At 52.6% G+C, this 23,303-nt stretch carries 31 protein-coding genes; 19 read left to right on the top strand and 12 right to left on the bottom strand.

Features of this window, described 5'->3' with window-relative positions; translation table 11 throughout:
- Positions 1-29: 29 nt before the first annotated feature.
- Positions 30-278, bottom strand: coding sequence for a DUF333 domain-containing protein (locus ACK5JN_RS16030; protein WP_416871081.1), 249 nt, complete (start codon positions 276-278; stop codon positions 30-32).
- A 324-nt stretch (positions 279-602) separates the two neighbouring features.
- Between ACK5JN_RS16030 and ACK5JN_RS16035 the strand changes: the two genes are divergently transcribed.
- Positions 603-1,622, top strand: a complete 1,020-nt coding sequence (locus tag ACK5JN_RS16035; RefSeq protein ID WP_416871082.1) for a sensor domain-containing diguanylate cyclase — start codon at positions 603-605, stop codon at positions 1,620-1,622.
- A 46-nt stretch (positions 1,623-1,668) separates the two neighbouring features.
- Positions 1,669-1,773: a YoaK family small membrane protein gene (locus tag ACK5JN_RS16040; RefSeq protein ID WP_100249921.1), complete on the top strand. Its 105-nt coding sequence runs from the start codon at positions 1,669-1,671 to the stop codon at positions 1,771-1,773.
- 99 nt (positions 1,774-1,872) lie between these two features.
- Here ACK5JN_RS16040 and ACK5JN_RS16045 read toward each other — a convergent pair whose 3' ends face one another.
- Together ACK5JN_RS16045 and ACK5JN_RS16050 are read right to left on the bottom strand one after the other, a co-directional pair.
- On the bottom strand, positions 1,873-3,348 hold the full coding sequence (locus tag ACK5JN_RS16045; protein WP_416871083.1) for a GGDEF domain-containing protein: 1,476 nt from the start codon (positions 3,346-3,348) through the stop codon (positions 1,873-1,875).
- A gap of 195 nt (positions 3,349-3,543) precedes the next feature.
- Positions 3,544-3,804 carry a DUF2534 family protein gene (locus ACK5JN_RS16050; protein ID WP_416871084.1) on the bottom strand — a complete coding sequence of 87 codons (261 nt, stop codon included), beginning with the start codon at positions 3,802-3,804 and terminating at the stop codon, positions 3,544-3,546.
- 213 nt (positions 3,805-4,017) lie between these two features.
- Here ACK5JN_RS16050 and ACK5JN_RS16055 point away from each other — a divergent pair, with 213 nt between their 5' ends.
- From ACK5JN_RS16055 to ACK5JN_RS16065, 3 genes are read left to right on the top strand one after another with little or no spacing between them, the layout of a single operon-like run.
- Positions 4,018-4,344, top strand: coding sequence for a DUF1971 domain-containing protein (locus ACK5JN_RS16055; protein WP_416871085.1), 327 nt, complete (start codon positions 4,018-4,020; stop codon positions 4,342-4,344).
- A gap of 31 nt (positions 4,345-4,375) precedes the next feature.
- On the top strand, positions 4,376-4,729 hold the full coding sequence (locus tag ACK5JN_RS16060; protein ID WP_416871086.1) for a DUF1971 domain-containing protein: 354 nt from the start codon (positions 4,376-4,378) through the stop codon (positions 4,727-4,729).
- A gap of 5 nt (positions 4,730-4,734) precedes the next feature.
- On the top strand, positions 4,735-4,917 hold the full coding sequence (locus ACK5JN_RS16065) for a DUF1869 domain-containing protein (protein WP_416871087.1): 183 nt from the start codon (positions 4,735-4,737) through the stop codon (positions 4,915-4,917).
- Positions 4,918-5,198: 281 nt separating this feature from the next.
- Here ACK5JN_RS16065 and ACK5JN_RS16070 read toward each other — a convergent pair whose 3' ends face one another.
- Together ACK5JN_RS16070 and ACK5JN_RS16075 are read right to left on the bottom strand one after the other, a co-directional pair.
- Positions 5,199-5,834, bottom strand: coding sequence for a carbonic anhydrase (locus tag ACK5JN_RS16070; RefSeq protein ID WP_416871088.1), 636 nt, complete (start codon positions 5,832-5,834; stop codon positions 5,199-5,201).
- 378 nt (positions 5,835-6,212) lie between these two features.
- A complete protein-coding gene (locus ACK5JN_RS16075; RefSeq protein ID WP_416871089.1) occupies positions 6,213-6,437 on the bottom strand; it encodes a hypothetical protein in 225 nt (74 codons plus the stop codon).
- Between the two features lie 246 nt (positions 6,438-6,683).
- Here ACK5JN_RS16075 and ACK5JN_RS16080 point away from each other — a divergent pair, with 246 nt between their 5' ends.
- Positions 6,684-7,079 (top strand): DUF1398 family protein, encoded by a 396-nt coding sequence (locus ACK5JN_RS16080; RefSeq protein ID WP_416871090.1) that lies wholly within the window; start codon positions 6,684-6,686, stop codon positions 7,077-7,079.
- Between the two features lie 64 nt (positions 7,080-7,143).
- Here the strand turns inward: ACK5JN_RS16080 and ACK5JN_RS16085 are convergent, their stop codons facing one another.
- Positions 7,144-7,620, bottom strand: a complete 477-nt coding sequence (locus ACK5JN_RS16085) for a cold-shock protein (RefSeq protein ID WP_416871091.1) — start codon at positions 7,618-7,620, stop codon at positions 7,144-7,146.
- Between the two features lie 189 nt (positions 7,621-7,809).
- On the opposite strand from ACK5JN_RS16085, the gene ACK5JN_RS16090 reads away from it, so the two are divergent.
- Positions 7,810-8,493, top strand: a complete 684-nt coding sequence (locus ACK5JN_RS16090; RefSeq protein ID WP_416871092.1) for an RluA family pseudouridine synthase — start codon at positions 7,810-7,812, stop codon at positions 8,491-8,493.
- A gap of 11 nt (positions 8,494-8,504) precedes the next feature.
- On the opposite strand, the gene ACK5JN_RS16095 is transcribed toward ACK5JN_RS16090, so the two are convergent.
- Positions 8,505-9,044 carry a DUF2058 domain-containing protein gene (locus tag ACK5JN_RS16095; RefSeq protein ID WP_416871093.1) on the bottom strand — a complete coding sequence of 180 codons (540 nt, stop codon included), beginning with the start codon at positions 9,042-9,044 and terminating at the stop codon, positions 8,505-8,507.
- A 223-nt stretch (positions 9,045-9,267) separates the two neighbouring features.
- Between ACK5JN_RS16095 and ACK5JN_RS16100 the strand changes: the two genes are divergently transcribed.
- Together ACK5JN_RS16100 and ACK5JN_RS16105 are read left to right on the top strand one after the other, a co-directional pair.
- Positions 9,268-9,828 (top strand): thioredoxin fold domain-containing protein, encoded by a 561-nt coding sequence (locus tag ACK5JN_RS16100; RefSeq protein ID WP_416871094.1) that lies wholly within the window; start codon positions 9,268-9,270, stop codon positions 9,826-9,828.
- Between the two features lie 140 nt (positions 9,829-9,968).
- Positions 9,969-10,211, top strand: coding sequence for a DinI-like family protein (locus tag ACK5JN_RS16105; RefSeq protein WP_416871095.1), 243 nt, complete (start codon positions 9,969-9,971; stop codon positions 10,209-10,211).
- A gap of 68 nt (positions 10,212-10,279) precedes the next feature.
- Here ACK5JN_RS16105 and icd read toward each other — a convergent pair whose 3' ends face one another.
- Positions 10,280-11,530, bottom strand: a complete 1,251-nt coding sequence (icd, locus tag ACK5JN_RS16110; protein WP_065356324.1) for an NADP-dependent isocitrate dehydrogenase — start codon at positions 11,528-11,530, stop codon at positions 10,280-10,282.
- Positions 11,531-11,745: 215 nt separating this feature from the next.
- Here icd and rluE point away from each other — a divergent pair, with 215 nt between their 5' ends.
- Positions 11,746-12,408, top strand: coding sequence for a 23S rRNA pseudouridine(2457) synthase RluE (rluE, locus tag ACK5JN_RS16115; RefSeq protein ID WP_416871096.1), 663 nt, complete (start codon positions 11,746-11,748; stop codon positions 12,406-12,408).
- A 20-nt stretch (positions 12,409-12,428) separates the two neighbouring features.
- Here rluE and csgG read toward each other — a convergent pair whose 3' ends face one another.
- From csgG to csgD, 4 genes are read right to left on the bottom strand one after another with little or no spacing between them, the layout of a single operon-like run.
- Positions 12,429-13,274: a curli production assembly/transport protein CsgG gene (gene csgG, locus ACK5JN_RS16120; RefSeq protein ID WP_416871097.1), complete on the bottom strand. Its 846-nt coding sequence runs from the start codon at positions 13,272-13,274 to the stop codon at positions 12,429-12,431.
- Between the two features lie 19 nt (positions 13,275-13,293).
- Positions 13,294-13,707 carry a curli production assembly/transport protein CsgF gene (gene csgF / locus ACK5JN_RS16125; protein WP_416871098.1) on the bottom strand — a complete coding sequence of 138 codons (414 nt, stop codon included), beginning with the start codon at positions 13,705-13,707 and terminating at the stop codon, positions 13,294-13,296.
- 9 nt (positions 13,708-13,716) lie between these two features.
- The gene (gene csgE / locus ACK5JN_RS16130) at positions 13,717-14,106 is read right to left on the bottom strand and encodes a curli production assembly/transport protein CsgE (protein ID WP_416871099.1); all 390 of its coding nucleotides are present in this window, start codon (positions 14,104-14,106) and stop codon (positions 13,717-13,719) included.
- A 2-nt stretch (positions 14,107-14,108) separates the two neighbouring features.
- Positions 14,109-14,759 carry a biofilm master transcriptional regulator CsgD gene (csgD, locus tag ACK5JN_RS16135; protein WP_416871100.1) on the bottom strand — a complete coding sequence of 217 codons (651 nt, stop codon included), beginning with the start codon at positions 14,757-14,759 and terminating at the stop codon, positions 14,109-14,111.
- 720 nt (positions 14,760-15,479) lie between these two features.
- On the opposite strand from csgD, the gene ACK5JN_RS16140 reads away from it, so the two are divergent.
- From ACK5JN_RS16140 to phoQ, 9 genes are all read left to right on the top strand, one after another.
- Complete coding sequence (locus tag ACK5JN_RS16140; RefSeq protein ID WP_416871101.1) at positions 15,480-15,986, top strand: curlin; 507 nt, start codon at positions 15,480-15,482, stop codon at positions 15,984-15,986.
- Between the two features lie 44 nt (positions 15,987-16,030).
- Entirely contained in the window at positions 16,031-16,810 is a 780-nt protein-coding gene (locus ACK5JN_RS16145) for a hypothetical protein (protein WP_416871102.1), read from the top strand.
- Positions 16,811-16,868: 58 nt separating this feature from the next.
- Positions 16,869-17,198, top strand: coding sequence for a curli assembly chaperone CsgC (csgC, locus tag ACK5JN_RS16150; protein ID WP_416871103.1), 330 nt, complete (start codon positions 16,869-16,871; stop codon positions 17,196-17,198).
- A gap of 57 nt (positions 17,199-17,255) precedes the next feature.
- The gene (locus ACK5JN_RS16155) at positions 17,256-17,717 is read left to right on the top strand and encodes an NUDIX hydrolase (protein WP_416871104.1); all 462 of its coding nucleotides are present in this window, start codon (positions 17,256-17,258) and stop codon (positions 17,715-17,717) included.
- Positions 17,718-17,770: 53 nt separating this feature from the next.
- Positions 17,771-18,880, top strand: coding sequence for a tRNA 2-thiouridine(34) synthase MnmA (gene mnmA, locus ACK5JN_RS16160; RefSeq protein ID WP_416871105.1), 1,110 nt, complete (start codon positions 17,771-17,773; stop codon positions 18,878-18,880).
- Between the two features lie 74 nt (positions 18,881-18,954).
- Positions 18,955-19,596 carry a high frequency lysogenization protein HflD gene (gene hflD, locus ACK5JN_RS16165; RefSeq protein WP_333500711.1) on the top strand — a complete coding sequence of 214 codons (642 nt, stop codon included), beginning with the start codon at positions 18,955-18,957 and terminating at the stop codon, positions 19,594-19,596.
- Between the two features lie 3 nt (positions 19,597-19,599).
- On the top strand, positions 19,600-20,970 hold the full coding sequence (gene purB, locus ACK5JN_RS16170) for an adenylosuccinate lyase (protein ID WP_416871106.1): 1,371 nt from the start codon (positions 19,600-19,602) through the stop codon (positions 20,968-20,970).
- A gap of 125 nt (positions 20,971-21,095) precedes the next feature.
- Positions 21,096-21,770 carry a two-component system response regulator PhoP gene (phoP, locus tag ACK5JN_RS16175; protein ID WP_416871107.1) on the top strand — a complete coding sequence of 225 codons (675 nt, stop codon included), beginning with the start codon at positions 21,096-21,098 and terminating at the stop codon, positions 21,768-21,770.
- The gene (gene phoQ / locus ACK5JN_RS16180; RefSeq protein ID WP_416871108.1) at positions 21,767-23,230 is read left to right on the top strand and encodes a two-component system sensor histidine kinase PhoQ; all 1,464 of its coding nucleotides are present in this window, start codon (positions 21,767-21,769) and stop codon (positions 23,228-23,230) included. Before phoP ends, phoQ begins: the two co-directional genes overlap by 4 nt.
- The last annotated feature ends 73 nt before the right edge of the window (positions 23,231-23,303 follow it).

Below are 23,303 nucleotides of genomic sequence, written 5' to 3' on the forward strand. Positions count from 1 at the left end.
ACGAAGTGTACTGGATGTACGATTCGCTGTCATTTTTTCTGCGGATGATCGCGACGCCACAGCGCCCACTCTTCAATGGTTTCACCGTTTGGCAGCTTACACAGGCTGTATTGCCCCTGCGCATTAACCTGCGGAATACTTTCACCGCCCTGCTGCTGACAATAGACGGCAGCAGGATTGGCCATACCCACCTGCGGCGGTTTTGGCGCGTCAGGTTCAGCCTGCTTCGCACAGCCAGCAAGGAGCAGAGGCAACAGTAAAAGATAGCGGAATGACATGTGTTCTCCTTAGTTTTACGCTGGAGTTTAGCTTTAAACTCCATAATTTCTTCATTTTAACTACACTTTTGATACGTAAAGTACGTCTCGTTCTCAACTGACCAGAGAACAGAACATTCCATAATCAATGAGTTACTTTGCCCCATCTCCCCCGATGGGGCCTTTTTTTACCTGCAATTAGAAGCGCATACCCCAGATACGTCCGCTTTTGGTAACGGAGATCTTACGTTCCGGATACATAATGTATAAAATTTAGTAGGTCCAATTTCGTTTTGGGATCATACACTATGAGTTCATTTGCCAATCCAGGGGACCGCCGTTTTCATGTCAGATCTTATTCTTGCCAGGGTGTCACAAACGCTTGCCACGGAACAGTCGCTAGAAAGCCTTGTTCGTCAACTGCTTGAGATGCTTGGGTTGGTCACCAGTATGGAATCGACCTATCTGACGAAAATTGATACCCAGGCCGACCTGCAGCACATTATCTACTCCCGTAACAGCGGCGATATGACTATCCCCGAAAATTTCTCGGTGCCATGGGGCGACAGCCTGTGCAAACGCGCCATGGATGATAACTGCTTTTACAGCGATAACGTCGCGGAGCGCTGGGCCGACTGCGAGGCGGCAAAGGCGCTGGGGATCACCACCTTCCTGAGCACGCCGATTCACCTGACGGATGGTTCGCTGTACGGCACGCTGTGCGCTACCAGCACGCAGCAAAAATCGCTGAGCTTTAACAGCGAGCATGTTTTGCAGCTGTTTGCCAGCATCATTGCCCGCTATATCGAAAAAGAATCGTTGGTCGCCCAGTTACAAGAGGCCAACGCGGCGCTGATTTATCACTCCTACACCGACGCACTCACCGGGTTGCCAAACCGCCGCGCGGTGTTTGAAAATCTCGACACGCTGTTTTCCCTGGCCCGGCACCTCAACCATTCGGTGATTCTGGCGTTTATTGACCTCGATCACTTCAAGAAGATCAACGACAGCTACGGCCATCAGGCGGGCGATGAGTTCTTACAGCAGGTTGCCCAGCGCCTGAAATCAGGCATCTCGGCCGATGACCAGCTTGGGCGATTGGGCGGGGACGAGTTTATGGTCGCCACCCTTGAGCGCTCAACGGCGCAGCTCGCGCAGTTTACCGAGACGCTGCGTCAGCTGCTGGTCGGCGATTATCTGCTGGGTGACGTATTGATTCACTACCCGGGTGCCAGTATCGGCGCGGTGAGCGTTGATCCGGCAATAATGGATCCGGATAGCGCGCTGCGCTCCGCCGATAGCGCGATGTATCAGGACAAAAAATTTCGCCATCGCCCGGAAATTAGCGCCCAGCGGGTAAACTAATTACAGTATCATACGCGCTGTCTATAACAGGAATCAGGATATCACCATGAGATTGGGTATTGCCTTCCCCATCGTTATCTTTTTTATTGCCGTGATCTTTCTGGGCTGGTTTTTTATTGGCGGCTATGCGCTGCCGGGAGGAGCACAATGAGAAAGACCACCATCATCATGCTAATCATTGCCATCGTCACCGTTGCGGGCGTCCAGCTCGGCTGGTGGTGAGCCAAAGATAAGCTGGCGTGCGGCTGGCTTATCGCCTTTCCCCTTTCCGTTTTTTCATTCGATACATCTCGGCATCCGCCTGCTGAATAGCCGCATCCAGCGTCTCCACACAGGTCGCCACGCCCCACGATACCGATAACGGCACCGACTGCCCCTGCGGGCTAAACGGATAGACGGCGATACTGGCGGCAATGCGTTCCGCCACCATATGGGCATGCGCAATGTCGGTGCGGCTGAGCAGCACCACAAACTCGTCGCCGCCGCTGCGGATAACCCAGTCGCTGTTAGCGCGCACGTGATTGAGCATGCAGTCGGCGATGGCCTGAAGCGCGCGGTCTCCCGCCTGATGGCCATAGCTGTCGTTGATTGACTTGAACCTGTTGCAGTCGAAGAGAATCACCGTCATAAACGGCAGCGAACGCTGTTGAATCAGGGTAAAAATATGACGCGTGAAGCAGCCGGTCAACGGATCGCGGTAGAAACGCAGGTCGGCACGATTAAGATGATAGCGAATCAGCAAAAACAGCAGAATAAGCAGCACCGGTACCAGCGCCAGCACGCCCAGCGCATGGCGGTCCTGGGAGATAAACAGCCAGACGGGCAAGGCGAATTTTATCTCATAGCGTGACGATACCGGATGGGAACGTGACCCCTCCAGCCAGCGACAATGGCCTAAGATACACAGCATTTCGCCGTCCTGTCGGCTCTGGTAGCCCAGAATCAACCCTTCCGGCACCCGCCCATCAAAGGCCGCCCGCAGCATATGCTGTAGCTCCGGGCGCGAGAGATCGTAGGCCAGATAGCCAATAATATGATTGCTCGGCTCGCCTTCAGAGAGATCGTAAATGTAGCTCACTACGCTGTAGGCTTTGTCACCGGTGATTTTATCGGTGTAGAAATGGGTCGAGCTGAGCGATTTCTTGCGTATGCTTTTTTGCAGCACCCGGTCATAAAACATGTCGGGTTCATTAAAGAACTGCTGAGGATTACGCGCCATCTGTGACGTAGAGAAGCTAAACGGTAGCGAGTCGGCCGGATTAAACCAGTAGAACCAGCGGCCATCGCTGGCAATGATATAACGGTGAATATCATGCTGTTCCGGATTCAGCGCGTGCACCTTCGCGCGGATATACTCAGCGGCGATGTAGATACAGCGGGCGCTGTTGTCGGGTACTTGCGTAACCAGCGCGCCGCGATCGGTATTTAACGCTTCAGCATTCGCGTTAATCCCCCACGCATCCTCTCGTGGGCGAAAAACATCGGTATCACCGCACAGCGCATGACGGATGACCTGCTGATAACGTACGCCGGTGGCTTCCGCCATCAGTTCGTTATCGTTAAATAGGGTGACCATCTGGCTTTGCAAGGCGCTCACGCCTTCATTCACCTGCGATATGGCTCGTTGGTAGAGAAAAAAGAGGGCAATACAAATCAGCACGCAGGTAACCGCCGCCGACGCCAGCAGCGACTGCTTTTTTCGCAAACTATCCTGAATAATTCTCACTGACACTCCGTACTGATGGGTTAATTCCCTGAAACGCCACCCACGCAGTCAACCTAAGCGTCACGGTACGTCTTCATTACATATGTGGATCAGTATGGATGAGATCTTCCGCAAGCGTGAATTTTGATCGTGTCAGGTCCTTGCCGGAAAGACAATAAGAAATGAGCGTGCAGGCGCAATGCCCGCACAAAAGGATTAACGCTGGTTATCTGAGCCTAAGAAGAAAAAACCCAGCGGGATAGCGAACAGCAGCGTGAAAATGCAGCTGTAAACAAACACCATCGCCCCTTGCAGTACAAACATGCTGGTCGTCCAATCGGCATAAGGCAAATTGTACTCACGCACTACACCGCCAAAAGTGGCGCGACCGACCACCACCGCGGCAATCATAAACACCACAAAAGCGGACAGCAGGAACTTTTTGCCGTTTGGCGTCCGCAGTTTCTCCAGAATCATCGCATCCTCCCGACGCTGACTTCACGATATTTCGCTGTATTTGTAACATTAATGAAGCATGAAATGAATATTTATTGTTGCAACATTTAGACAATAACCTGGGAGAAAAGCACAAACATTTAACCTTTAACGAAAGATGCATTTAAAATGCATTTTATGGTGAACAGCGCTCTGGATTTGTGATTTAATACATTCAACGTATAGGGGGAAAACATGCAACGCATTCCGCACACTTGTATTCATACCCGTTCCACTCCGTTCTGGAACAAAGACACGGCGCCCGCCGGTATTTTTCAGCGCCATCTTGATAAGGGCACGCGCCCGGGGGTATATCCACGTCTGTCCGTGCATCAGGGCGCGGTGCGCTATCTTGGTTTTGCCAGCGAAACGTCGCCGGAGCCGGAGAGCGAGCTGATCATCAACGCCGGCCATTTTGGCGTGTTCCCGCCGGAGAAGTGGCATTACATCGAAACGATGACCGACGATACCGTCTTTAACATCGACTTCTTTGTCGAAGCTGATGTGCTGAAATCCCTATAGAGCCCTATGGTGATGTAGTAAGGAGCCATCTATGTTACGCATTCCCGAGAATTTTGTTCATTCGCGTTCGACCCCGTTCTGGAATAAAGACACCGCGCCGAAAGCCCTGTTCACCCATCACAACACCAAAGCCCACGTCTACGGTCGTTTGTCCGTGATGCAGGGTGCGGTGCGCTATTTCGGCTTCCCTGACGCCGACGCCACCGAGCCAGACCTTGAGGTGGTGATTGAAGCGGGTTCCTTCGGCATTTCACCACCGCAGAAGTGGCATCGTATCGAGCTACTGACTGACGACACTTATTTTAATATCGACTTCTTTGCCGATCCTGATGCCCAGCTTGAAGGTACCGGTCTGGGCAAAGTGGTTAATTCGCATAAGAGGTAACAATCATGGGCAAGGCAACCTATACGGTGACCGTCACCAACAATAGCAACGGTATTTCTGTCGATTATGAAACTGAGACGCCGATGGCGCTGTTGGTCCCAGATGTTGCCGCTGACGTGGTCAAAGATCTGATCAACACCGTTCGCGCGTACGATACCGAAAACGAGCACGACGTTTGCGGCTGGTAGCGCCGTCTGAATGAAAAAGGGAGCCGGTTCAGGCTCCCTTTTATCGTTCTCAACCGAATGCATCAGGCAAGAGCGCGGATTCATACTTTTGTTTTAGCGCCCTTTTCTCCCGTTTTGCCATGTTTAAAACAGTCATCACGAGAGGATCATGTCATGGCCTGGCGCCCTTTTCTGTTTCTGATAACCAACCCTATGCTGCCGCACCGTTCACCGAAACGCGGAAAACTGCGGCTGGTCGGCAAGTAACGCCTGGCGCCGCAGAACGCGGCGCTTGTCATCGGTTACTCGAAGAAAACGTCCGGGTTATCGGCCAGCGACACGAAGGTTTTGCTGTTTTTATCCAGCGCGCGAATTTCACCGCTTTCAATATCGTACACCCAGCCGTGCAGGCGGATCGCGTTGTCGCGCAGCCCAACCGCCACCGACGGATGCGTTTTGATATTGTTCAACTGAGCGATGACGTTCTCTTCCACCATCGCGTTGACTTTATCGGTTTCGTTATTAAAGGTTTTCTTCTCGACCACCGCTTTAGCCGCGTCGGAATAGCGCAGCCAGTGCGAGACGGCCGGCATCGGCTCCAGGCACTGACAGGTGGCGATGGCTTTCATCGCGCCGCAGTTAGAGTGACCGCAGATAACAATATCCGTTACGCCCAGGGCGACAACCGCGTATTCAATCGTTGCTGATACCCCGCCCGGCTCGGGGCCGAAGGAAGGCACGATATTACCGGCGTTACGGATGACAAACAGCTGCCCCGGCTCTTGTTGCGTGACCAGCTCGGGAACTAAGCGGCTGTCTGAACAGGAGATGAACAGCGCTTTGGGATTCTGGCTAGAGGCCAGGCTGCGGAAGAGTTCCTTACGTTGAGGAAAAACTTCTTTCTGAAAGTTGAGGAACCCTTCAATGATATGTTGCATAGCAGTATCTCTTTTTCGTTTTTACGCAGGTCATGATTAACATCACATTTTCAGTGTACCACCTGAGCGCAGAAGGAAAAGCCCCTTCTCGCGCGAATGTGCATGTTAAGCACGGGTCATCAACTTGTTACGTCGACAGCGACCCACCACGGTTTAATGATCGCTTCCCCATCTGGCCGTAATTACGCTTATAAATACCGATTAGCTACCGGCTATTTGTCCATATGATTTATCACCGTAGGTTAAAAACACGCTGCGGGATCATTACCGTCATGGACATTGAGAAATATGCCCTGACATCACGTCAGGCCTAAAATAAGCGTTAAAATAGAGTAATGGATCCGATGTTAATAACCGCCCGAAGGCGGTATTAATGTATTACGCCTCAGACTCCAGCGCGTCCTGAATGGCGTCTGCCAGTGCCGCCACTTCCTGAGACACATTGCGCAGGTCCATCTGGGAGCGGATCCCCGAATTTGCGGTGGAAGCTGAAACGGACGCTTTGGAAATCTCCAGAGCGGCCTGTACGGCCAGTAAGCGCTTGTGGTTTTCAGCGGCGTCCACGCCGGTCGCGCCATCAAGATCAAAGTACCCTTCTAACATCGTGCTCTCCTTATGATTACAGCCTTAGTGTAGGGGTATAGCCTTAGGTGCGCCATCAAAATCGGCGCGACAATGCAACACCTCGTAACAATTGAAACACTATTCCAATTCATTCGAAGCCACTAAGATGTCAATGGTTAACTATTAGTTTTTTAATTGATTAACCGTATCAACTAATTTCCAGCACAGCACACACAAAATAATAAATAACATCAATGTTATAAAAGGCATACATAGAGGACAGAAATGGAATTTAGTGAAATGCTCTGTGACTTATTTGAGCAGGTCAGGTGCAAGTCAGATTTCCTGCAATTCTTAACAGAGTTAAAACAAAACAACATCTCTTATTACATTTATTTCGTCGCAACCGGCAATGTCAAAATTGTAACAACCACTGATTCTTACGTTTCAATGAAGAGTCATCGTAGCTTAATTAAAGTGAGCGCCGGTGGCAGTACCTGCTTAACTAAAATCGCCGCCAGACGACATTTCAGTGGCATCACCTCTTTCGACCAGTATTGTCGGGAGTTAGCCAGAGCGGGTGTATTTAAATGGGTGGTGGACGTTGGGGAAGTGAATCGCTATTACTGGTCTAAAGATAACCAGCTTTTACACGCCGAAAATATTATTAGTCCTACGTAATCAAATATCCAAAAAAGGGAGATACGCATTAAGCGATCTCCCCTTTTATCACTCAACGCTGAGACTAGATTTTCAGCATTTTTACCGTGTCTTCTATATCGATTTCATCTTCTGAGAAAATCAGCGTCGTGCCCTGGAAGGTGGTAATAGCCAGTTTCTTCAGCGTGCGCATTTCACCCGGTTTCACTTCGGACTTCGGTTTGATGCTGTTCATCAGCAGGCCAACCGACAGTACCGCGTTTTCTTTGTCGATACGGGTCTCTGCGGGCACTTCTTCGCTATAGACCAGGAAAGATTTGATAGAGGTCAGCTTCAGCTTCTCACCCGCGATATAGATGTACTTGCTATCCGGTATCACCTTCACCGCATAGGCCGACAGCCCTTTGTTATTGGTCGTAGGTTCAAAGGTTACCGCAGCATCTTTTTTAATCAGCTCAGGGTTGGCAACCTTAATCACATGAAAATAGCGATTGTCGCCGTTTTCATCTTTGATAAATCCAAAGCCTTTATCTTTAAACCACGTTGTGATTGTTCCGTTCATCGCCGTTACCGCCTGGTTAATCGTTTATCAACTTAATTTTTGCAGCGCGCAGTGTAATGCACAATGCCCGCGCAGACTATGTCTTTGGCTTAAGTGTGGATGATAAATTTCTGCCGTGCGAACGTGCGGATTCGCCTGCTGGCCAAAAATTGGGTATCATCCGCTCCCATTCTCCAGCCGTGCAGCCTGATGTCTACCATTGTCGATACCTTTATTGCCCCACCCTGCCATGAGCAAATAGAGATACTTCATCAGGACGCGCATCTGCTGATTATCAATAAGCCCAGCGGGTTGCTCAGCCTCTCGGGGAAAAATCCGCAGAACCTCGATTCCGTACACTATCGTCTGGTTCAGCAATTTCCCGGCTGCACGCTGGTCCATCGCCTGGATTTCGGCACATCCGGTCTGATGGTCATCGCCCGCAGTAAGGAGATCAATGCCGCCCTCTGCCAGCAGTTCAGCCAGCGTGCGGTGAGCAAGGCCTACAGCGCCCTGCTGTGCGGGTATCTGCGCGATGACGAGGGGGTGATTGATGCGCCGATTGCCAAAGATCCGGCGCGTTTCCCGCTGATGTCGATTTCCGCCGTCGGCGGCAAGCCCGCGCGTTCTCGCTATCGCGTCGTGACGCGTTTGTATCACGACGGGCTGCCGCTCACCCGCGTACGACTGGTGCCGGAAACCGGCCGCACCCACCAGCTCCGCATTCACTGCCAGCTGCTAGGCTACCCGATTTTAGGCTGCGACCTGTACGGCGGCCGCGTACTACCGGGCACAGAACAGACGCCGCGTCTGATGCTGCATGCCAGCGAACTGTGCTTTACGCACCCCGTGAGCGGCGAAAAGATCGACGCCTGTTGTGCCAGCCCGTTCTAATCCGCAGCGGGTTACCACATCAGATCGTCAGGAATTTTGAAGTCTGCGTACGGATCGTCCTCGTCCTGAACGTCCTGGCTGAGGGTGCTGTGCAGGACGATGCTGGAGGCGTCACGCTGCGCAATTTTTTCCGCCACCACCGCCGGAATGATGGCATATTCGCTTTCACCCGCCGCGTTAGTCGCCAGCCGCGCAATGGCCAGACGACCGTTAATCAGCTGCGTTTGCGTCAACTTATCCACCACCATCTTTTTGATCAGGTTATTGTCGGTGAAGTTAAAGTTGATATCGCCCCTGGCAACGTTGATGCGGTTCATTTCAATCAGCTGCTTCACCTGCGCTTTGTACTCTTTCGACAGCGCCGCCTGTTTCTGCTGCTCGCTCAGCTGTTTGTCACGCTCGAGCTGGGCCTTCTTATTTTCTTCTACCGCCTCTCTCGCCTCGCGGGCCTGAACGCGCGATTTTTTCGCCGTGCGCTGCACCTTCGCCATTTTTTTACTGGTGACCAGCCCCGCTTTCAGCATCTGCTCTTGTAAGGTCAGTTTTGTCATCTTCGCTCTAAACTCATTGATAAATTTTGCAAGATTATACCCGTAATGTTCGCGTCGATTCCAGATGACAGAACGGCTTCCTCGCCAATCTCATTTTGTACAAAAAATAATCATTGCTCAACGATACTCCGATCCGCTACAGTCACAGCGTTTTACAGGTGATGCGAAAATATCATCCGTAGACGCCGTTGACGATCCTGAGCATTATCCAATGAGGTATACCGTGAAAGTAATTCCGCTGATTGCCCTGCCAGTCGTCTGGGCGATGAGTTCTAGCGTTTTTTCCGCTGATGCCCCGGCCAGCGCCGATGAGAGCACCGCAGAAGCATTTAAGGATCTCGACCGCACTCTGCCTGAATTAACCCCTGTCACCTTTACCGCCGCCGATGAAAAACACAAGGTGCTGGTATTCATTGATAACCAGTGCACTTTCTGTTCGCAGGTGGTCAAGAATATTAAAAGCTACAACGACGCCGGGCTGACCATGTCATTTCTGACCGTCGCGCCCCCCTCTATTCGCGACTCCGTCATTGAAGATATGGGCCGCGTCTGGTGCTCGGACGATCGCCAGAAAAGCCTGCAAGGTGCGATGGCTGGCTTTCTCCCGAATAATGAAACCAGCGCCAGCTGTTCAGACGAGGTGGTCAAACAGTCTGCTCTGGCCGAGCGTCTGGGCATTCAGCTGACGCCAACGATGATTGTGCTGGATAACCCACCGAAGGTAATTCTGGGTAGCGCGAAGCCGGATGCGATTCTGGACAAGATCGGCGGCAAAGCGCTGTAGCCGCACGGTGTCGTGGTTATCGCGCGCATAGATGATGTTAAACCCCGCATGTCGGGGTTTTTTGATCGCTAAATACCATTGACACGGTTCACACTGTCAGTATATATACTGTTGTTTTATACAGTTATCGGAGCAGCAGCATGTTTGTGGAACTCGTCTATGACAAACGGAATTTTGAAGGTTTACCCGGCGCGAAAGAGAGAATCCTGGAAGAGCTGAGCAAGAGAGTGCACACCGTTTTTCCCGACGCAGAAGTTCGGGTTAAGCCGATGATGACGCTGCCAGCTATCAATACCGACGCCAGCAAACACGAAAAAGAGCAGATCAGCAGAGTGGTCACCGAAATGTTTGACGAGGCTGAGTTCTGGCTGGTGAGTGAATAAAGCAGCGGTACGGTCAAAAAAAACGGGAACCGCATGGGCTCCCGTTGATTGTTAATCCAGAATCTGGATTACATGTTCGCGATAATCGCGTCACCAAACTCTGAACATTTCAGCAGCTTAGCGCCTTCCATCAGACGTTCGAAGTCATAGGTCACGGTCTTAGCTGCAATAGCGCCTTCCATGCCTTTGACGATCAGGTCTGCGGCTTCGAACCACTGCATGTGGCGCAGCATCATCTCAGCGGAGAGGATCACGGAACCTGGGTTCACTTTATCCTGGCCTGCGTATTTCGGAGCAGTACCGTGGGTGGCTTCAAACAGCGCGCACTCGTCACCGATGTTCGCGCCCGGTGCGATACCGATACCGCCAACCTGCGCCGCCAGGGCGTCAGAGATGTAGTCGCCGTTCAGGTTCATACAGGCAATCACGTCGTATTCCGCCGGACGCAGCAGGATCTGCTGCAGGAACGCATCGGCGATCACATCTTTAATGATGATCTCTTTACCGGTGTTCGGGTTCTTGATTTTCTGCCACGGGCCGCCGTCGATCAGTTCGCCGCCGAATTCGTCGCGAATCAGCTGGTAGCCCCAGTCTTTAAACGCGCCTTCGGTGAACTTCATAATGTTGCCTTTGTGCACCAGAGTCAGGGAGTCACGGTCGTTGGTGATCGCGTATTCGATCGCCGCACGTACCAGACGCTTGGTCCCTTCTTCGGAGCACGGCTTAATGCCGATACCGCAATGTTCCGGGAAGCGAATTTTCTTCACGCCCATCTCTTCGCGCAGGAATTTAATCACTTTCTCAGCGTCTGCAGAGTCAGCTTTCCATTCGATACCCGCGTAGATGTCTTCTGAGTTTTCACGGAAGATAACCATATCGGTCAGTTCTGGGTGTTTCACCGGGCTAGGAGTGCCCTGGTAGTAACGCACCGGGCGCAGACACACGTACAGGTCGAGTTCCTGACGCAGCGCAACGTTCAGAGAACGGATGCCGCCGCCAACTGGCGTGGTCAGTGGGCCTTTGATAGCAACGCGGTAATCGCGGATGAGATCCAGCGTTTCTGCTGGCAGCCATACGTCCTGGCCGTAGATCTGAGTGGATTTTTCCCCGGTGTAAATTTCCATCCAGGAAATTTTACGCTCGCCTTTGTAGGCTTTTTCAACAGCGGCATCAACCACTTTAAGCATTGCCGGAGTCACGTCAATGCCGATACCGTCGCCTTCAATAAATGGGATAATCGGATTGTGTGGCACATTCAGCTTGCCGTCTTTCAGGGTGATTTTTTGACCTTCCGCCGGAACAACTACTTTGCTTTCCATTCACCTCTCCTTCGAGCGCTACTGGTGTGCTCGTCATCCTTTACGCCACAGGTTCTTGCCGCTACTACACCCACTCCACCGAGTCTGGAGATGCACTGTCTTACCGTCTTCCTGCAACACAAAGAGTTAGAGCATTTTTGTTAATGTTTTGTAATAAGCCTGTCAATACTACCTGATTGTTTGGCGCCATGAAAGACTCTCGTTCTTAGGCTATAATGCGCGAATCTATAAAGCCTGAAAATACTATGATTAAAACTTCTTTTAGAAAACACCGGGTTGAGCGATTCAGCTCAAAACAAGCCGCTAAGCCGCGCCGGGATAACCAACCAAAACGCGTTATACTGTTCAATAAACCCTATGATGTTTTGCCGCAATTTACCGACGAAGCGGGCCGTAGCACGCTGAAAGATTTTATTCCCGTACAGAATGTGTACGCCGCCGGACGTCTAGACCGCGACAGCGAAGGGTTGCTGGTGTTAACAAACGACGGAGCCTTACAGGCCAGGCTAACGCAGCCGGGTAAGCGGACGGGCAAAATTTACTACGTCCAGGTCGAAGGTGAGCCAACGGAAGAAGCGATGGCCGCGCTGCGTGATGGCGTAACGCTTAATGATGGGCCCACGCTGCCGGCCGGTGTCGAGCGCGTCGACGCCCCCGACTGGCTGTGGCCGCGTACCCCGCCCATTCGCGAGCGTAAGTCGATCCCCACGGCCTGGCTGAAGGTGACGTTGTATGAAGGGCGTAATCGCCAGGTACGGCGGATGACCGCCCACGTGGGCTATCCGACGCTGCGCCTGATTCGCTATGCCATGGGCGGCTATACGCTGGATAACCTCGGCAACGGCGAATGGCGCGAGGCCGACGGCGAACGCGGATAGCGTTCGCCCGGCAGCGGGTGTCAGGAAATGTCGGGAACGACAATGCTCTTGTATTTTTCCAGTACCGGCGAGTTGATGTCTGAGGCGTTCTTCAGCTGCCAGAGGTTGCGCGAGATCCCGTCATTAACCAGATAGATGACGCCGGTTTCAATGGCCGACATCAGGCACAGCATCACCGGTTCATTGACCGTGTACCCCACTTCGCCTTCCAGCAGGCGTTGATAATCGATGTAGCGGAAGACCCCTGCCTGGAACTCGTAGGAGAGAATCGTTTTGCTGGTGTTCACTGAGGAGAGCACTTCGCCGGTGCTCACGTTGACCACCCTCAGGTTCACGGCGATTTGATCGAGCTGATACTGCGTACTCGCGCCAATGCCAAAATACCGCGCTCCCGCCCCGCCCGACTTGACGTTACTTTCATAACCGATAATCGAGCCTTCAATCAGGATATTTGCCGCCACCAGCGACGGCAACTGACTGCGGTTATTCTCCGCGACGGTGCCGTTTTCCTGCGCCGCGCGGATAATTTTGCGCTCATTAAGCAGGTTTTGCAGCCCCTGACGCTCCAGTGGAGTAAACCAGTTGGAATCTTTTAGCGCCGAAACCAGCATCGCCGTGGCACTCTGCGGGACCGAGGTTGAAAAGTTACTCGCCGGGTAAGGCTTAAATTGCCCGGTTTCATCCGAGATATTATAAACGGAGACAAACAGTTTACCCTGCGGTGGCGGCAGATGCGTTAAGTCCTGATAACTCTGCGAGCGCGGCAACAGCGTTGGTTTTGCAGCCTGTTTAGGGGAAGAGGTAATACAGCCCGTCAGCATCAACAGACTCATAAAAATGACCACTACGCCGGTTATATTTTTCATCTCAGCATCCCGCCACTGATTAATTTGTTGAAATACTGCTCAGGCCGCTGACCTGAATAGAGGAGGATTTCCCGGTTGAGCGATCAAGAATATTCATCATCAGTTGACCGTCGGTATTGGTGATATCAACAATAAAATCTTTAGTGACCAGCCGCCCAGGCTTGCCGGTGGACAGGTTGCCCATCAGGCTGCCAAGCAGCTGCGATTGGATAGCGGAAGTGAAATTATCAAGCGTGGAGCTTGATGACGAAGTACTCCAGTCGTAAGCATCAGGATCTTTATAGGAGTTTTGCGCGTTAGCCTCCGATAACAAAAAAGAGCCATTATTGGGGTTACCGCCAAAATTAGGGTTAATAAACTGGAAAGTCAGGTTCCCAGCCTGGGCTGTGGTAGATAAAAAACCAATACTAAGAATTAAAGAAAGCACTTTCATCGTACGCTCCTAGAACTCATCTTTGGTTAAGTCGCCGGTATTTAATAAAGCCTTATTAATGGCGCGTTTTTGCAAAGCCTCATAAACGGCAGCGAGTGCGACATTAACTTGTTTATCAAAGTCGTTTTTGCTCGGAAATAAAAATGTCTGATACAGTAAATCTTGATCGACCTTAATCGTTATCCAACTGCCCCATCGGGCGCTGGGACGCTCATTAATGGTAATCGAACCCGGATATTCCTCCTCCCAGCGATCGGTAAATGCGCGATAGAAATCGTGGCCGACACGGGTAACGGTATTATCGGTCACCAGCCCCGGCACCTCTATTTCCGCAGAATAACTGGCGCACGGCGCCAGCAGCATCATAAAAGATACTGTTATGACTATCAGATATTTCATGATTAGCGTCTAAGGTTTTCGTTGGCCCAGGTAACCGCCTGCGTTCTATTTTTTACTGCTATTTTTCGAAATAGATTATATAAGTGTGTTTTTACCGTGTTTTCACTGATAAACAACAGACGGGCAATTTCAATGTTGGACGCGCCCATTCGCAGTTTATTAAGAATATCTTTTTCTCTTTGTGTCAGCCCGCTGGTATCGTCATGATACCGATAACTGCCTGACTGATTAATAAGATAGCTGGTAAGATCGTGGGGGAAATGGCAGCCGCCGTTTATGACATTACGGATACCGCCGACCAACGTGGCTTCATCAACGGAAAGCTGGAATACGGCACTGATCCCAAGCCAGGTTTCAACCTCATGAAATTGATAGTCATCTGGCATATTGATCAGCAGCACTTTCACCTTCTCGCGTAATCGTCGAAGCTCACTCTGCCACAGCAGCGTTCTTTTTCTATCCGACTCGCTAAGATCAAAAAGCACCAGAATCCGCTCGGCATTCGGCTGGTCGAGCGATTTTTGAATATTCTGTATTTTAACATTAATCGTTAATGAAGTTTTGAGTTGGTGGACCAGGGCGGTAGCCTGCAATGACGGCCTGGTTATTAACAACAAAATATCGTTATAAACCGGTTCAGTTTCTTTCGGCATTATGTAATCCCATCCCGCTTGCTGCTCGGAACGCGAGCCCTTTCTGCAATGCACAAAAGGCTGCATATACAGAAAGGGTCGCTGTTCTGTGTAGTTGCTGATTTAATAAGTATGACAATTAATAAGTATGACCAAAAGGTATTAAGCACGCGTTGCGCGCTTGTTTCCCAAGTGCTGCAATACTGTTCAATCTAGACATTGCCATTTTTATAGCAAGGACTATTTGTGTTTCAAAATGTAACTAGAACATGTCATTTTATTACAAAAAATTCCACCTTTCTTCATGATTAATAGAGAAAAATAGGCTCTCGCTATATCATACAGCAGCCGCAGTTAATGACGTATTTAAACATCGCGGACCTCAAAGTATGCCAGTCACCAACAACCGCTGGCCGATATGTCAATTTTTCGTGCCGCCGGTAAACCTTACTACAGGCAGGTTACCATCAGAGTGTAAAGCTGACGCGACTGCAACACGATCGGTACCGCCGCATTGTCAGCCTGAGCGCTTAAGCCTTGCCGCATCTCGCTTCTCATCCTTATATTCTCATACTAATGACTGACGCCCATTTTCAAAATACGCCATCCAGGCGAAAAACAGAGATATCCCTCTCGGACATACTCAATCCATAAATCAGTTTCATTCCCTAATCCATTATCGGGTTAAGGTCTGGCTGATTTAACGCCTGACCTTAACCTCGGTTAAATCTAGGTGCCATTATGAAACAGTGGTTATTATTAATACCCTTATTGGGCTATTCATATATCACTACTGCGGGAGGCGATCTTGCCAGCGCTGAATTTGCAGGGCTGAACAATTATCGTCACAGCTACGATATGGTTGCCATTACTGGCCAACACGGCAGTAATAACACTGCGTCTATTACACAGTCTGGCTCGCATATTTATGGTTCTATTTCGCAGGTAGGTGGATATAACAGCGCGATATTAAACCAGAATGGATTTAATAATCGCGCAGCAATAGCACAATACGGTAACGGTAATAACGCCACGGTGAGCCAATCAGGGACGAACAATTCAGCCGTCTTAGTACAGGCTGGAACGGGGAACCAGGCGGATATTACGCAAACCGGCTTTGATAACTCTGCGGAAATTGTCAGCAAAGGCGTTGGCAATATTACGCAGATTAATCAAACAGGCACAAGCCGCGGCGCGGCCGTTGTGCAAAACTCGGCAGGAATGGCAATTCGTATTACCCAAAATTAGTGTTTTACCTGATTAACCAATCTCTAAACCTATGGGGTATCTCAATGAAAACGTGGAAAATTGTTATTTTGTCATCGTTGTTAGTCTCTGGTGTCGCCGTCGCTGGGGATGAGGATAAAGGCGGTGGTCATTGGCCTCCTGCAGGGGGGAGCTCCGGCGTTACGCTTCCGGACATCCCGACGATTGCGGCCAAAGCCCCTATCGTTCCGCAAAGCGGTAAATGGGATCAGGCTATCCATATTTACCAGCCGGGTAGCGGCAACTTCTCGCTGGCGAATCAGGCAAGCTCCTCCGGATCCGTTATTGATGTCCATCAGTACGGCAACTATGGTAGCTCCACTGTTAACCAGAACGCGACCAAAAGTGCAGTATTCGTGAACCAGTATGGCTCGGGTAACCAATCTGTGGCAACGCAGAACGGGACAACGAGCTCAATCAGCGTGACTCAGAAAGGTGCCAACAACCTCTCTTCAGCCACACAGCAGCCGGGGGGCTCGGGTAACGCCATCGTGGTGTCACAAGACGGCACGGGCAATAATTCCGGCGTTAAACAATCCGGCACCAGTAACTCAAGTTCTGTAGCACAGAGCGGCAACTTCAACTTCTCTGATATTGTCCAGGCGGGCAACAAAAGCGTTGTTGATGTCCAGCAATCTGTCGGCTTGAATAAGTCCTACGTGAATCAAAGTGCTAATGAGTCCGCTATCTTAGTGGCTCAGACCAACGCGTCGAACTTCAGCAGCGTCGGTCAGACGCACAACAATGCTGTGACCTACGTTCAGCAATCGGGTTCAGGTAACACTTCTTACGTTAATCAGAACTAACCCCTACAGCCGGGTGACTTGTCATCCGGCTGTCTTTCACTCACTGACGAGGCCTCCTATGCACCTCCTGCTTATTGCCGCCGCACTCAGCAACCAGCTGTGGTTTGAAACTCAACAGCAGGACGACACGCTGGTGGTGACGCCGATGGCCACGCTGACGGACGACTGCCATTGCCAGATGACCATCAACGTTATCCATCAGGGCCAGTCCGGCACCAGCAACAGTAGCCAGAGCGGGCTAGTGTCTCTTAAATCCCAGCACCCCCAGCCGCTTGCCAGCCTGCACCTGAATCTCCCTCAGGGCGAATGGACGCAAATTACCGTCACGCTCAGCAATCAACAGGGCGTTATTATGACGCAGAGCTGGAGTTCCCCGGCGCGGGTTTGATTTTCCCCTCTTCTTCTTTATATCCTTATCGTCTCTCTCGCTCGATAAGGACGCCGCATGTTTAAACCCCACGTTACCGTCGCCTGCATTGTTCACGCCGCGGGCAAATATCTTGTCGTTGAAGAAACCATCAACGGCAAGGCACTGTGGAATCAGCCCGCCGGGCATCTGGAAGCGGATGAAACGCTGGTACAGGCCGCCGAGCGCGAGCTGTGGGAGGAGACCGGCATTCGCGCCACCCCGCAGCATTTTATTCGTCTGCACCAGTGGATTGCCCCGGACCGCACGCCGTTCCTGCGCTTCCTCTTTGCGATTGAACTTACCGAAACGTGCCCTACCCAGCCGCACGACAGCGACATCGATCGCTGCCTGTGGGTCAGCGCTGAGGAGATCCTTACGGCGAAAAACCTGCGCTCGGCGCTGGTTGCCGAAAGCATCCACAGCTATCAGCAGGGTGAACGCTATCCGCTGTCATTAATCGGCGCATTTAACTGGCCGTTTACCGAGGGTGCCAAGTAACAGGCTGCGTGCTAGAATATGCCGCCTTGAAGTCCAATGTCGTGAGTATTCCAATGTCAGAAAGCCAGAAAAAAGTGATCGTCGGCATGTCCGGCGGTGTTGATTCCTCCGTTTCCGCCTACCTGTTGCAACAACAGGGCTATAAGGTGGAGGGCCTGTTCATGAAGAACTGGGAGGAAGACGACGGCGAGGAATACTGCACTGCCGCCGCCGATCTTGCCGATGCGCAAGCGGTCTGCGATAAGCTCGGCATTGAGCTGCACACCGTGAACTTTGCCGCCGAATACTGGGACAACGTTTTTGAACTGTTCCTGGAAGAGTACAAAGCCGGCCGCACGCCGAACCCGGATATTCTGTGCAACAAAGAGATCAAGTTTAAAGCCTTCCTCGAGTTTGCCGCAGAAGACCTCGGCGCCGACTACATCGCCACCGGCCACTACGTGCGCCGCGCCGATGTCAACGGCAAGAGCCAGCTGCTGCGCGGCCTGGATGGCAACAAAGACCAGAGCTACTTCCTTTACACGCTGGGCCACGAACAAATTGCCCAAAGCTTGTTCCCGGTTGGCGAGCTGGAAAAGCCGCAGGTGCGTAAAATTGCCGAAGAGCTGGATCTCATCACCGCGAAGAAAAAAGACTCCACCGGTATCTGCTTTATCGGCGAGCGTAAATTCCGCGAGTTCCTTGGCCGCTACCTGCCCGCGCAGCCGGGTAAAATTATCACCGTCGAGGGTGAAGAGATCGGTACCCATCAGGGGCTGATGTACCACACGCTGGGTCAACGTAAAGGGCTGGGCATTGGCGGCACCAAAGAAGGCAGCGAAGATCCGTGGTACGTGGTCGATAAAGACGTTGAGAACAACATTCTGGTGGTCGCTCAGGGTCACAATCACCCGCGTCTGATGTCGGTAGGACTGATCGCCCAACAGCTGCACTGGGTGGACCGCGAGCCGGTCAGCGGCACCTTCCGCTGCACGGTGAAAACCCGCTATCGTCAGACGGATATCCCGTGCACCGTCACCGCGCTGGATGCAGAACGTATTGAGGTTCATTTTGATGAACCTGTTGCCGCCGTCACTCCGGGCCAGTCCGCCGTGTTTTATCGCGGTGAAGTCTGCCTGGGCGGCGGCGTGATTGAGCAGCGCCTGCCGCTGCCTGTGGTATAAAGCCCTCACTGAGCAGGGCATAACGTAGTCTGCCTGGCGTCGCGCCGTCGGGCAGACGCCAACAAGGAGTTAGCGTGGCGAAGAATTACTATGACATCACCCTGGCGCTGGCGGGAATTTGCCAGTCAGCCCGTCTGGTGCAGCAGCTGGCCCATCAGGGGCACTGCGATGGCGACGCGTTACACGTATCGCTGAACAGCGTTATCGACCTTAACCCAGACTCCGCGCTGGGCGTGTTCGGTGGCAGCGAAGCCAATCTTCGTCTCGGCCTGGAAACCTTACTCGGTGTGCTCAATGCCAGCAGCCGTCAGGGTCTGAACGCCGAGTTAACCCGCTATACTCTTAGCCTGATGGTGCTGGAGCGCAAGCTCGCCGCCGCCAAAGGCGCAATGGACACGCTGGGTAACCGCATCAACGGGTTACAGCGCCAGCTCGACCATTTCGATTTGCAGTCCGATACCCTGCTGAGCGCCATGGCGGGTATCTATGTTGACGTCATCAGCCCGCTCGGCCCGCGCATTCAGGTCACCGGCTCCCCTGCCGTGCTGCAAAGCCCGCAGGTGCAGGCCAAAGTTCGCGCCTCGCTGCTGGCCGGGATCCGCTCGGCGGTGCTGTGGCACCAGGTCGGCGGCGGACGTCTGCAGCTGATGTTTTCTCGTAATCGCCTGACCACTCAGGCAAAACAAATTCTTGCTCATTTAACCCCGGAGTTGTGATCTATGGAATTATCCTCACTGACCGCCGTTTCCCCTGTCGATGGACGCTACGGCGATAAAGTCAGCGCGCTGCGCGGGATTTTCAGCGAATATGGTTTGCTGAAATTCCGTGTACAAGTCGAAGTACGCTGGCTGCAGAAGCTGGCCGCACACGCAGCCGTCAAGGAAGTTCCTGCTTTTGCTGCCGACGCAAACGGTTACCTTGATAGCATCGTGGCAAACTTCAATGAAGAAGACGCCGCGCGCATTAAAACTATCGAGCGCACCACCAACCACGACGTGAAGGCGGTTGAGTATTTCCTGAAAGAAAAAGTCGCGTCGGTGCCCGAGCTGCACGCCGTGTCTGAGTTTATCCACTTTGCCTGCACCTCCGAGGACATCAACAACCTGTCCCACGCGCTGATGCTGAAAACCGCGCGTGAAGACGTGGTGCTGCCGTACTGGCGTAAGCTTATCGACGCCATCAAAGATCTGGCCGTTCAGTACCGTGACATCCCGCTGCTCTCCCGTACCCACGGCCAGCCGGCCACGCCGTCCACCATCGGTAAAGAGATGGCTAACGTTGCTTACCGTATGGAACGTCAGTACCGCCAGCTGGCGCAGGTGGAGATCCTCGGCAAAATCAACGGCGCGGTCGGCAACTACAACGCCCACATCGCCGCCTACCCGGACGTTGACTGGCACCAGTTCAGCGAAGAGTTTGTCACCTCGCTGGGCATTCAGTGGAACCCGTACACCACCCAGATCGAGCCGCACGACTATATCGCCGAGCTGTTTGACTGCGTCGCGCGCTTCAACACTATCCTTATCGACTTCGATCGCGACGTGTGGGGCTATATCGCGCTGAACCACTTCAAGCAGAAAACCATCGCCGGTGAAATCGGCTCTTCCACCATGCCGCACAAGGTCAACCCCATCGACTTCGAAAACTCCGAAGGCAACCTGGGCCTGTCCAACGCCGTGCTGCAGCACCTGGCCAGCAAACTGCCGGTTTCCCGCTGGCAGCGCGACCTGACCGACTCCACCGTGCTGCGCAACCTGGGCGTGGGTATCGGCTACGCGCTGATCGCCTACCAGTCCACCCTGAAAGGCGTGAGCAAGCTGGAAGTTAATCGCGATCGTCTGCTGGACGAACTGGATCACAACTGGGAAGTGCTGGCTGAGCCAATTCAGACCGTCATGCGTCGCTACGGCATTGAGAAGCCGTACGAGAAGCTGAAAGAGCTGACCCGCGGCAAACGCGTTGACGCCGAAGGCATGAAGCAGTTCATCGACGGCCTCGCGCTGCCGGAAGAAGAGAAAACCCGCCTGAAGGCGATGACCCCGGCGAACTATATCGGCCGCGCCATCACCATGGTTGACGAGCTGAAATAATCACCGCTCTCCCCCTTCTTCGTCCTGAAGAAGGGGTCTTTCCCATCAATTTATTAAATGTTTATCTCCAGAACGACATAATCAGCGTTAAACTATTCACGTCGTTAATTTAATGGAGAAACAGCATGCGCGTACTCGTCGTAGAGGATAACGCTCTGTTACGTCACCACCTGAAAGTTCAACTCCAGGAAATGGGTCACCAGGTGGATGCCGCAGAAGATGCGAAGGAAGCAGATTATTACTTAGGCGAACACATTCCCGACATTGCTATTGTCGATCTGGGGCTACCGGACGAAGACGGCCTGTCGCTGATTCGCCGCTGGCGCAGCCACGACATCTCGCTGCCGATTCTGGTGCTGACGGCGCGTGAGAGCTGGCAGGACAAAGTAGAAGTGCTGAGCGCGGGCGCCGACGACTACGTCACCAAACCGTTCCATATTGAAGAAGTCTCCGCCCGCATGCAGGCGCTGATGCGCCGTAACAGCGGCCACGCGTCTCAGGTGATCTCCCTGCCTCCGTTCCAGGTTGACCTGTCGCGCCGCGAGCTGTCCATTAATGAAGAAGTGATCAAACTCACCGCCTTCGAATACACCATTATGGAAACGCTGATCCGCAATAACGGGAAAGTGGTCAGTAAAGATTCTCTGATGCTTCAGCTCTACCCGGACGCCGAGCTGCGCGAAAGTCACACCATCGATGTGCTGATGGGCCGCCTGCGTAAAAAAATTCAGGCTCAGTACCCGCATGACGTCATTATTACCGTCCGCGGCCAGGGCTATCTGTTCGAACTTCGCGAATGAAAAATCTCCGTCGGCATCTTCTGCCGCTGTCGCTGCGGATGCGTTTTCTGCTGGCGACGGCCGCCGTGGTTATCATACTGTCGCTAGCCTACGGCATGGTGGCGCTGGTGGGCTACAGCGTCAGCTTCGATAAAACTACCTTTCGTCTGCTGCGCGGCGAGAGCAACCTGTTCTATACGCTCGCCACATGGGAAAACAACACCCTGGACGTTGATATTCCCGAGAATCTCAATATGCAGGGCCCAACCATCGCGCTGATTTATGACGACCATGGCAAATTGCTGTGGCAGCAAAAAGATCTGCCGTGGCTGACGAAAAGCATTCATCCCGAGTGGCTTAAAGGCAACGGTTTCTATGAAATTGAGGCCGACGCCAGCTCTTCAAGCACCTTGTTACACGGCGATCATGAGATTCAAAAAGAACTCACCGAAATGCAGCAGGAAGGCGATGACTCGGAAATGACGCACTCGGTGGCCGTAAACAGCTACCCGGCTACCGCCACGATGCCCGCGCTGACGATCGTGGTTGTGGATACCGTCCCGATTGAGCTTAAGCGTTCCTATATGGTCTGGAGCTGGTTCTCCTACGTGCTGGCGGCCAACCTGCTGCTGGTGATCCCGCTACTGTGGATTGCCGCCCACTGGAGCCTGCGCCCTATCGCCGACCTTACCCGTGAGGTGCGCGAGCTGGAGGAGCATCACCGCGAGCATCTCAACCCGGAGACCACCCGCGAGCTGACCAGCCTGGTGCGCAACCTCAACCGGCTGCTGAAAAGCGAACGCGAGCGCTACGACAAATACCGCAACACCCTCACCGACCTGACGCACAGTCTGAAAACGCCGCTGGCGGTGCTGCAAAGTTCGCTACGTTCGTTGCGCAGTGAAAAGATCAGCGTCAGCGAAGCCGAACCGGTGATGCTCGAGCAAATCAGCCGAATTTCGCAGCAGATTGGCTACTACCTGCATCGTGCCAGTATGCGTACCGACAGCACGTTAGTCAGCCGCGAGCTGCATTCGGTGGCGCCGCTGCTGGACAGCCTGACCTCCGCGCTGAATAAGGTCTATCAGCGAAAAGGGGTGAACATCACGCTGGATATTTCGCCGGAAATCACCTTTGCCGGTGAGAAAAACGACTTTATGGAAGTGATGGGCAACCTGCTGGATAACGCCTGCAAGTACTGCCTTGAATTTGTAGAGGTTTCCGCCCGCCAGACCGATGATTATCTGCATATTATCGTCGAAGATGACGGCCCGGGCATTCCGCAAAGCAAGCGTGATATCGTCTTCGACCGCGGCCAGCGCGCCGATACCATGCGTCCCGGCCAGGGGGTGGGCCTCGCCGTTGCCCGCGATATTGTAAGCCAGTACGACGGGCAGATAATGTCTCGCGACAGCCTGCTCGGCGGCGCCAAAATGGAAGTTATTTTCGGCCATCAAAATCTGGAGAGTCACGAAGGGTAAATTGTGTTTCCGCAGCAGGGTAGTTTTGTGAATAAGATGTATAATCCGGACATACATCTGCTGCGGAAAGAGT

Origin of the sequence: Kluyvera sp. (assembly GCF_047971185.1) — a bacterium.
Classification (GTDB): domain Bacteria; phylum Pseudomonadota; class Gammaproteobacteria; order Enterobacterales; family Enterobacteriaceae; genus Kluyvera.

What these genes read in the sequence shown, in the direction of transcription:
- csgD (WP_416871100.1), bottom strand. Translation starts at nt 14,759, where the DNA reads ATGCCGAAAGAAACTGAACCGGTTTATAACGATATTTTGTTGTTAATA.
- ACK5JN_RS16065 (WP_416871087.1), top strand. Translation starts at nt 4,735, where the DNA reads ATGGGCAAGGCAACCTATACGGTGACCGTCACCAACAATAGCAACGGT.
- ACK5JN_RS16055 (WP_416871085.1), top strand. Translation starts at nt 4,018, where the DNA reads ATGCAACGCATTCCGCACACTTGTATTCATACCCGTTCCACTCCGTTC.
- phoP (WP_416871107.1), top strand. Translation starts at nt 21,096, where the DNA reads ATGCGCGTACTCGTCGTAGAGGATAACGCTCTGTTACGTCACCACCTG.
- csgG (WP_416871097.1), bottom strand. Translation starts at nt 13,274, where the DNA reads ATGAAAAATATAACCGGCGTAGTGGTCATTTTTATGAGTCTGTTGATG.
- csgE (WP_416871099.1), bottom strand. Translation starts at nt 14,106, where the DNA reads ATGAAATATCTGATAGTCATAACAGTATCTTTTATGATGCTGCTGGCG.
- ACK5JN_RS16085 (WP_416871091.1), bottom strand. Translation starts at nt 7,620, where the DNA reads ATGAACGGAACAATCACAACGTGGTTTAAAGATAAAGGCTTTGGATTT.
- ACK5JN_RS16145 (WP_416871102.1), top strand. Translation starts at nt 16,031, where the DNA reads ATGAAAACGTGGAAAATTGTTATTTTGTCATCGTTGTTAGTCTCTGGT.
- ACK5JN_RS16095 (WP_416871093.1), bottom strand. Translation starts at nt 9,044, where the DNA reads ATGACAAAACTGACCTTACAAGAGCAGATGCTGAAAGCGGGGCTGGTC.
- ACK5JN_RS16155 (WP_416871104.1), top strand. Translation starts at nt 17,256, where the DNA reads ATGTTTAAACCCCACGTTACCGTCGCCTGCATTGTTCACGCCGCGGGC.
- ACK5JN_RS16105 (WP_416871095.1), top strand. Translation starts at nt 9,969, where the DNA reads ATGTTTGTGGAACTCGTCTATGACAAACGGAATTTTGAAGGTTTACCC.
- icd (WP_065356324.1), bottom strand. Translation starts at nt 11,530, where the DNA reads ATGGAAAGCAAAGTAGTTGTTCCGGCGGAAGGTCAAAAAATCACCCTG.
- ACK5JN_RS16035 (WP_416871082.1), top strand. Translation starts at nt 603, where the DNA reads ATGTCAGATCTTATTCTTGCCAGGGTGTCACAAACGCTTGCCACGGAA.
- ACK5JN_RS16070 (WP_416871088.1), bottom strand. Translation starts at nt 5,834, where the DNA reads ATGCAACATATCATTGAAGGGTTCCTCAACTTTCAGAAAGAAGTTTTT.
- mnmA (WP_416871105.1), top strand. Translation starts at nt 17,771, where the DNA reads ATGTCAGAAAGCCAGAAAAAAGTGATCGTCGGCATGTCCGGCGGTGTT.
- ACK5JN_RS16040 (WP_100249921.1), top strand. Translation starts at nt 1,669, where the DNA reads ATGAGATTGGGTATTGCCTTCCCCATCGTTATCTTTTTTATTGCCGTG.
- csgF (WP_416871098.1), bottom strand. Translation starts at nt 13,707, where the DNA reads ATGAAAGTGCTTTCTTTAATTCTTAGTATTGGTTTTTTATCTACCACA.
- ACK5JN_RS16050 (WP_416871084.1), bottom strand. Translation starts at nt 3,804, where the DNA reads ATGATTCTGGAGAAACTGCGGACGCCAAACGGCAAAAAGTTCCTGCTG.
- ACK5JN_RS16030 (WP_416871081.1), bottom strand. Translation starts at nt 278, where the DNA reads ATGTCATTCCGCTATCTTTTACTGTTGCCTCTGCTCCTTGCTGGCTGT.
- ACK5JN_RS16080 (WP_416871090.1), top strand. Translation starts at nt 6,684, where the DNA reads ATGGAATTTAGTGAAATGCTCTGTGACTTATTTGAGCAGGTCAGGTGC.
- ACK5JN_RS16090 (WP_416871092.1), top strand. Translation starts at nt 7,810, where the DNA reads ATGTCTACCATTGTCGATACCTTTATTGCCCCACCCTGCCATGAGCAA.
- csgC (WP_416871103.1), top strand. Translation starts at nt 16,869, where the DNA reads ATGCACCTCCTGCTTATTGCCGCCGCACTCAGCAACCAGCTGTGGTTT.
- phoQ (WP_416871108.1), top strand. Translation starts at nt 21,767, where the DNA reads ATGAAAAATCTCCGTCGGCATCTTCTGCCGCTGTCGCTGCGGATGCGT.
- ACK5JN_RS16060 (WP_416871086.1), top strand. Translation starts at nt 4,376, where the DNA reads ATGTTACGCATTCCCGAGAATTTTGTTCATTCGCGTTCGACCCCGTTC.
- ACK5JN_RS16140 (WP_416871101.1), top strand. Translation starts at nt 15,480, where the DNA reads ATGAAACAGTGGTTATTATTAATACCCTTATTGGGCTATTCATATATC.
- rluE (WP_416871096.1), top strand. Translation starts at nt 11,746, where the DNA reads ATGCGCGAATCTATAAAGCCTGAAAATACTATGATTAAAACTTCTTTT.
- ACK5JN_RS16075 (WP_416871089.1), bottom strand. Translation starts at nt 6,437, where the DNA reads ATGTTAGAAGGGTACTTTGATCTTGATGGCGCGACCGGCGTGGACGCC.
- purB (WP_416871106.1), top strand. Translation starts at nt 19,600, where the DNA reads ATGGAATTATCCTCACTGACCGCCGTTTCCCCTGTCGATGGACGCTAC.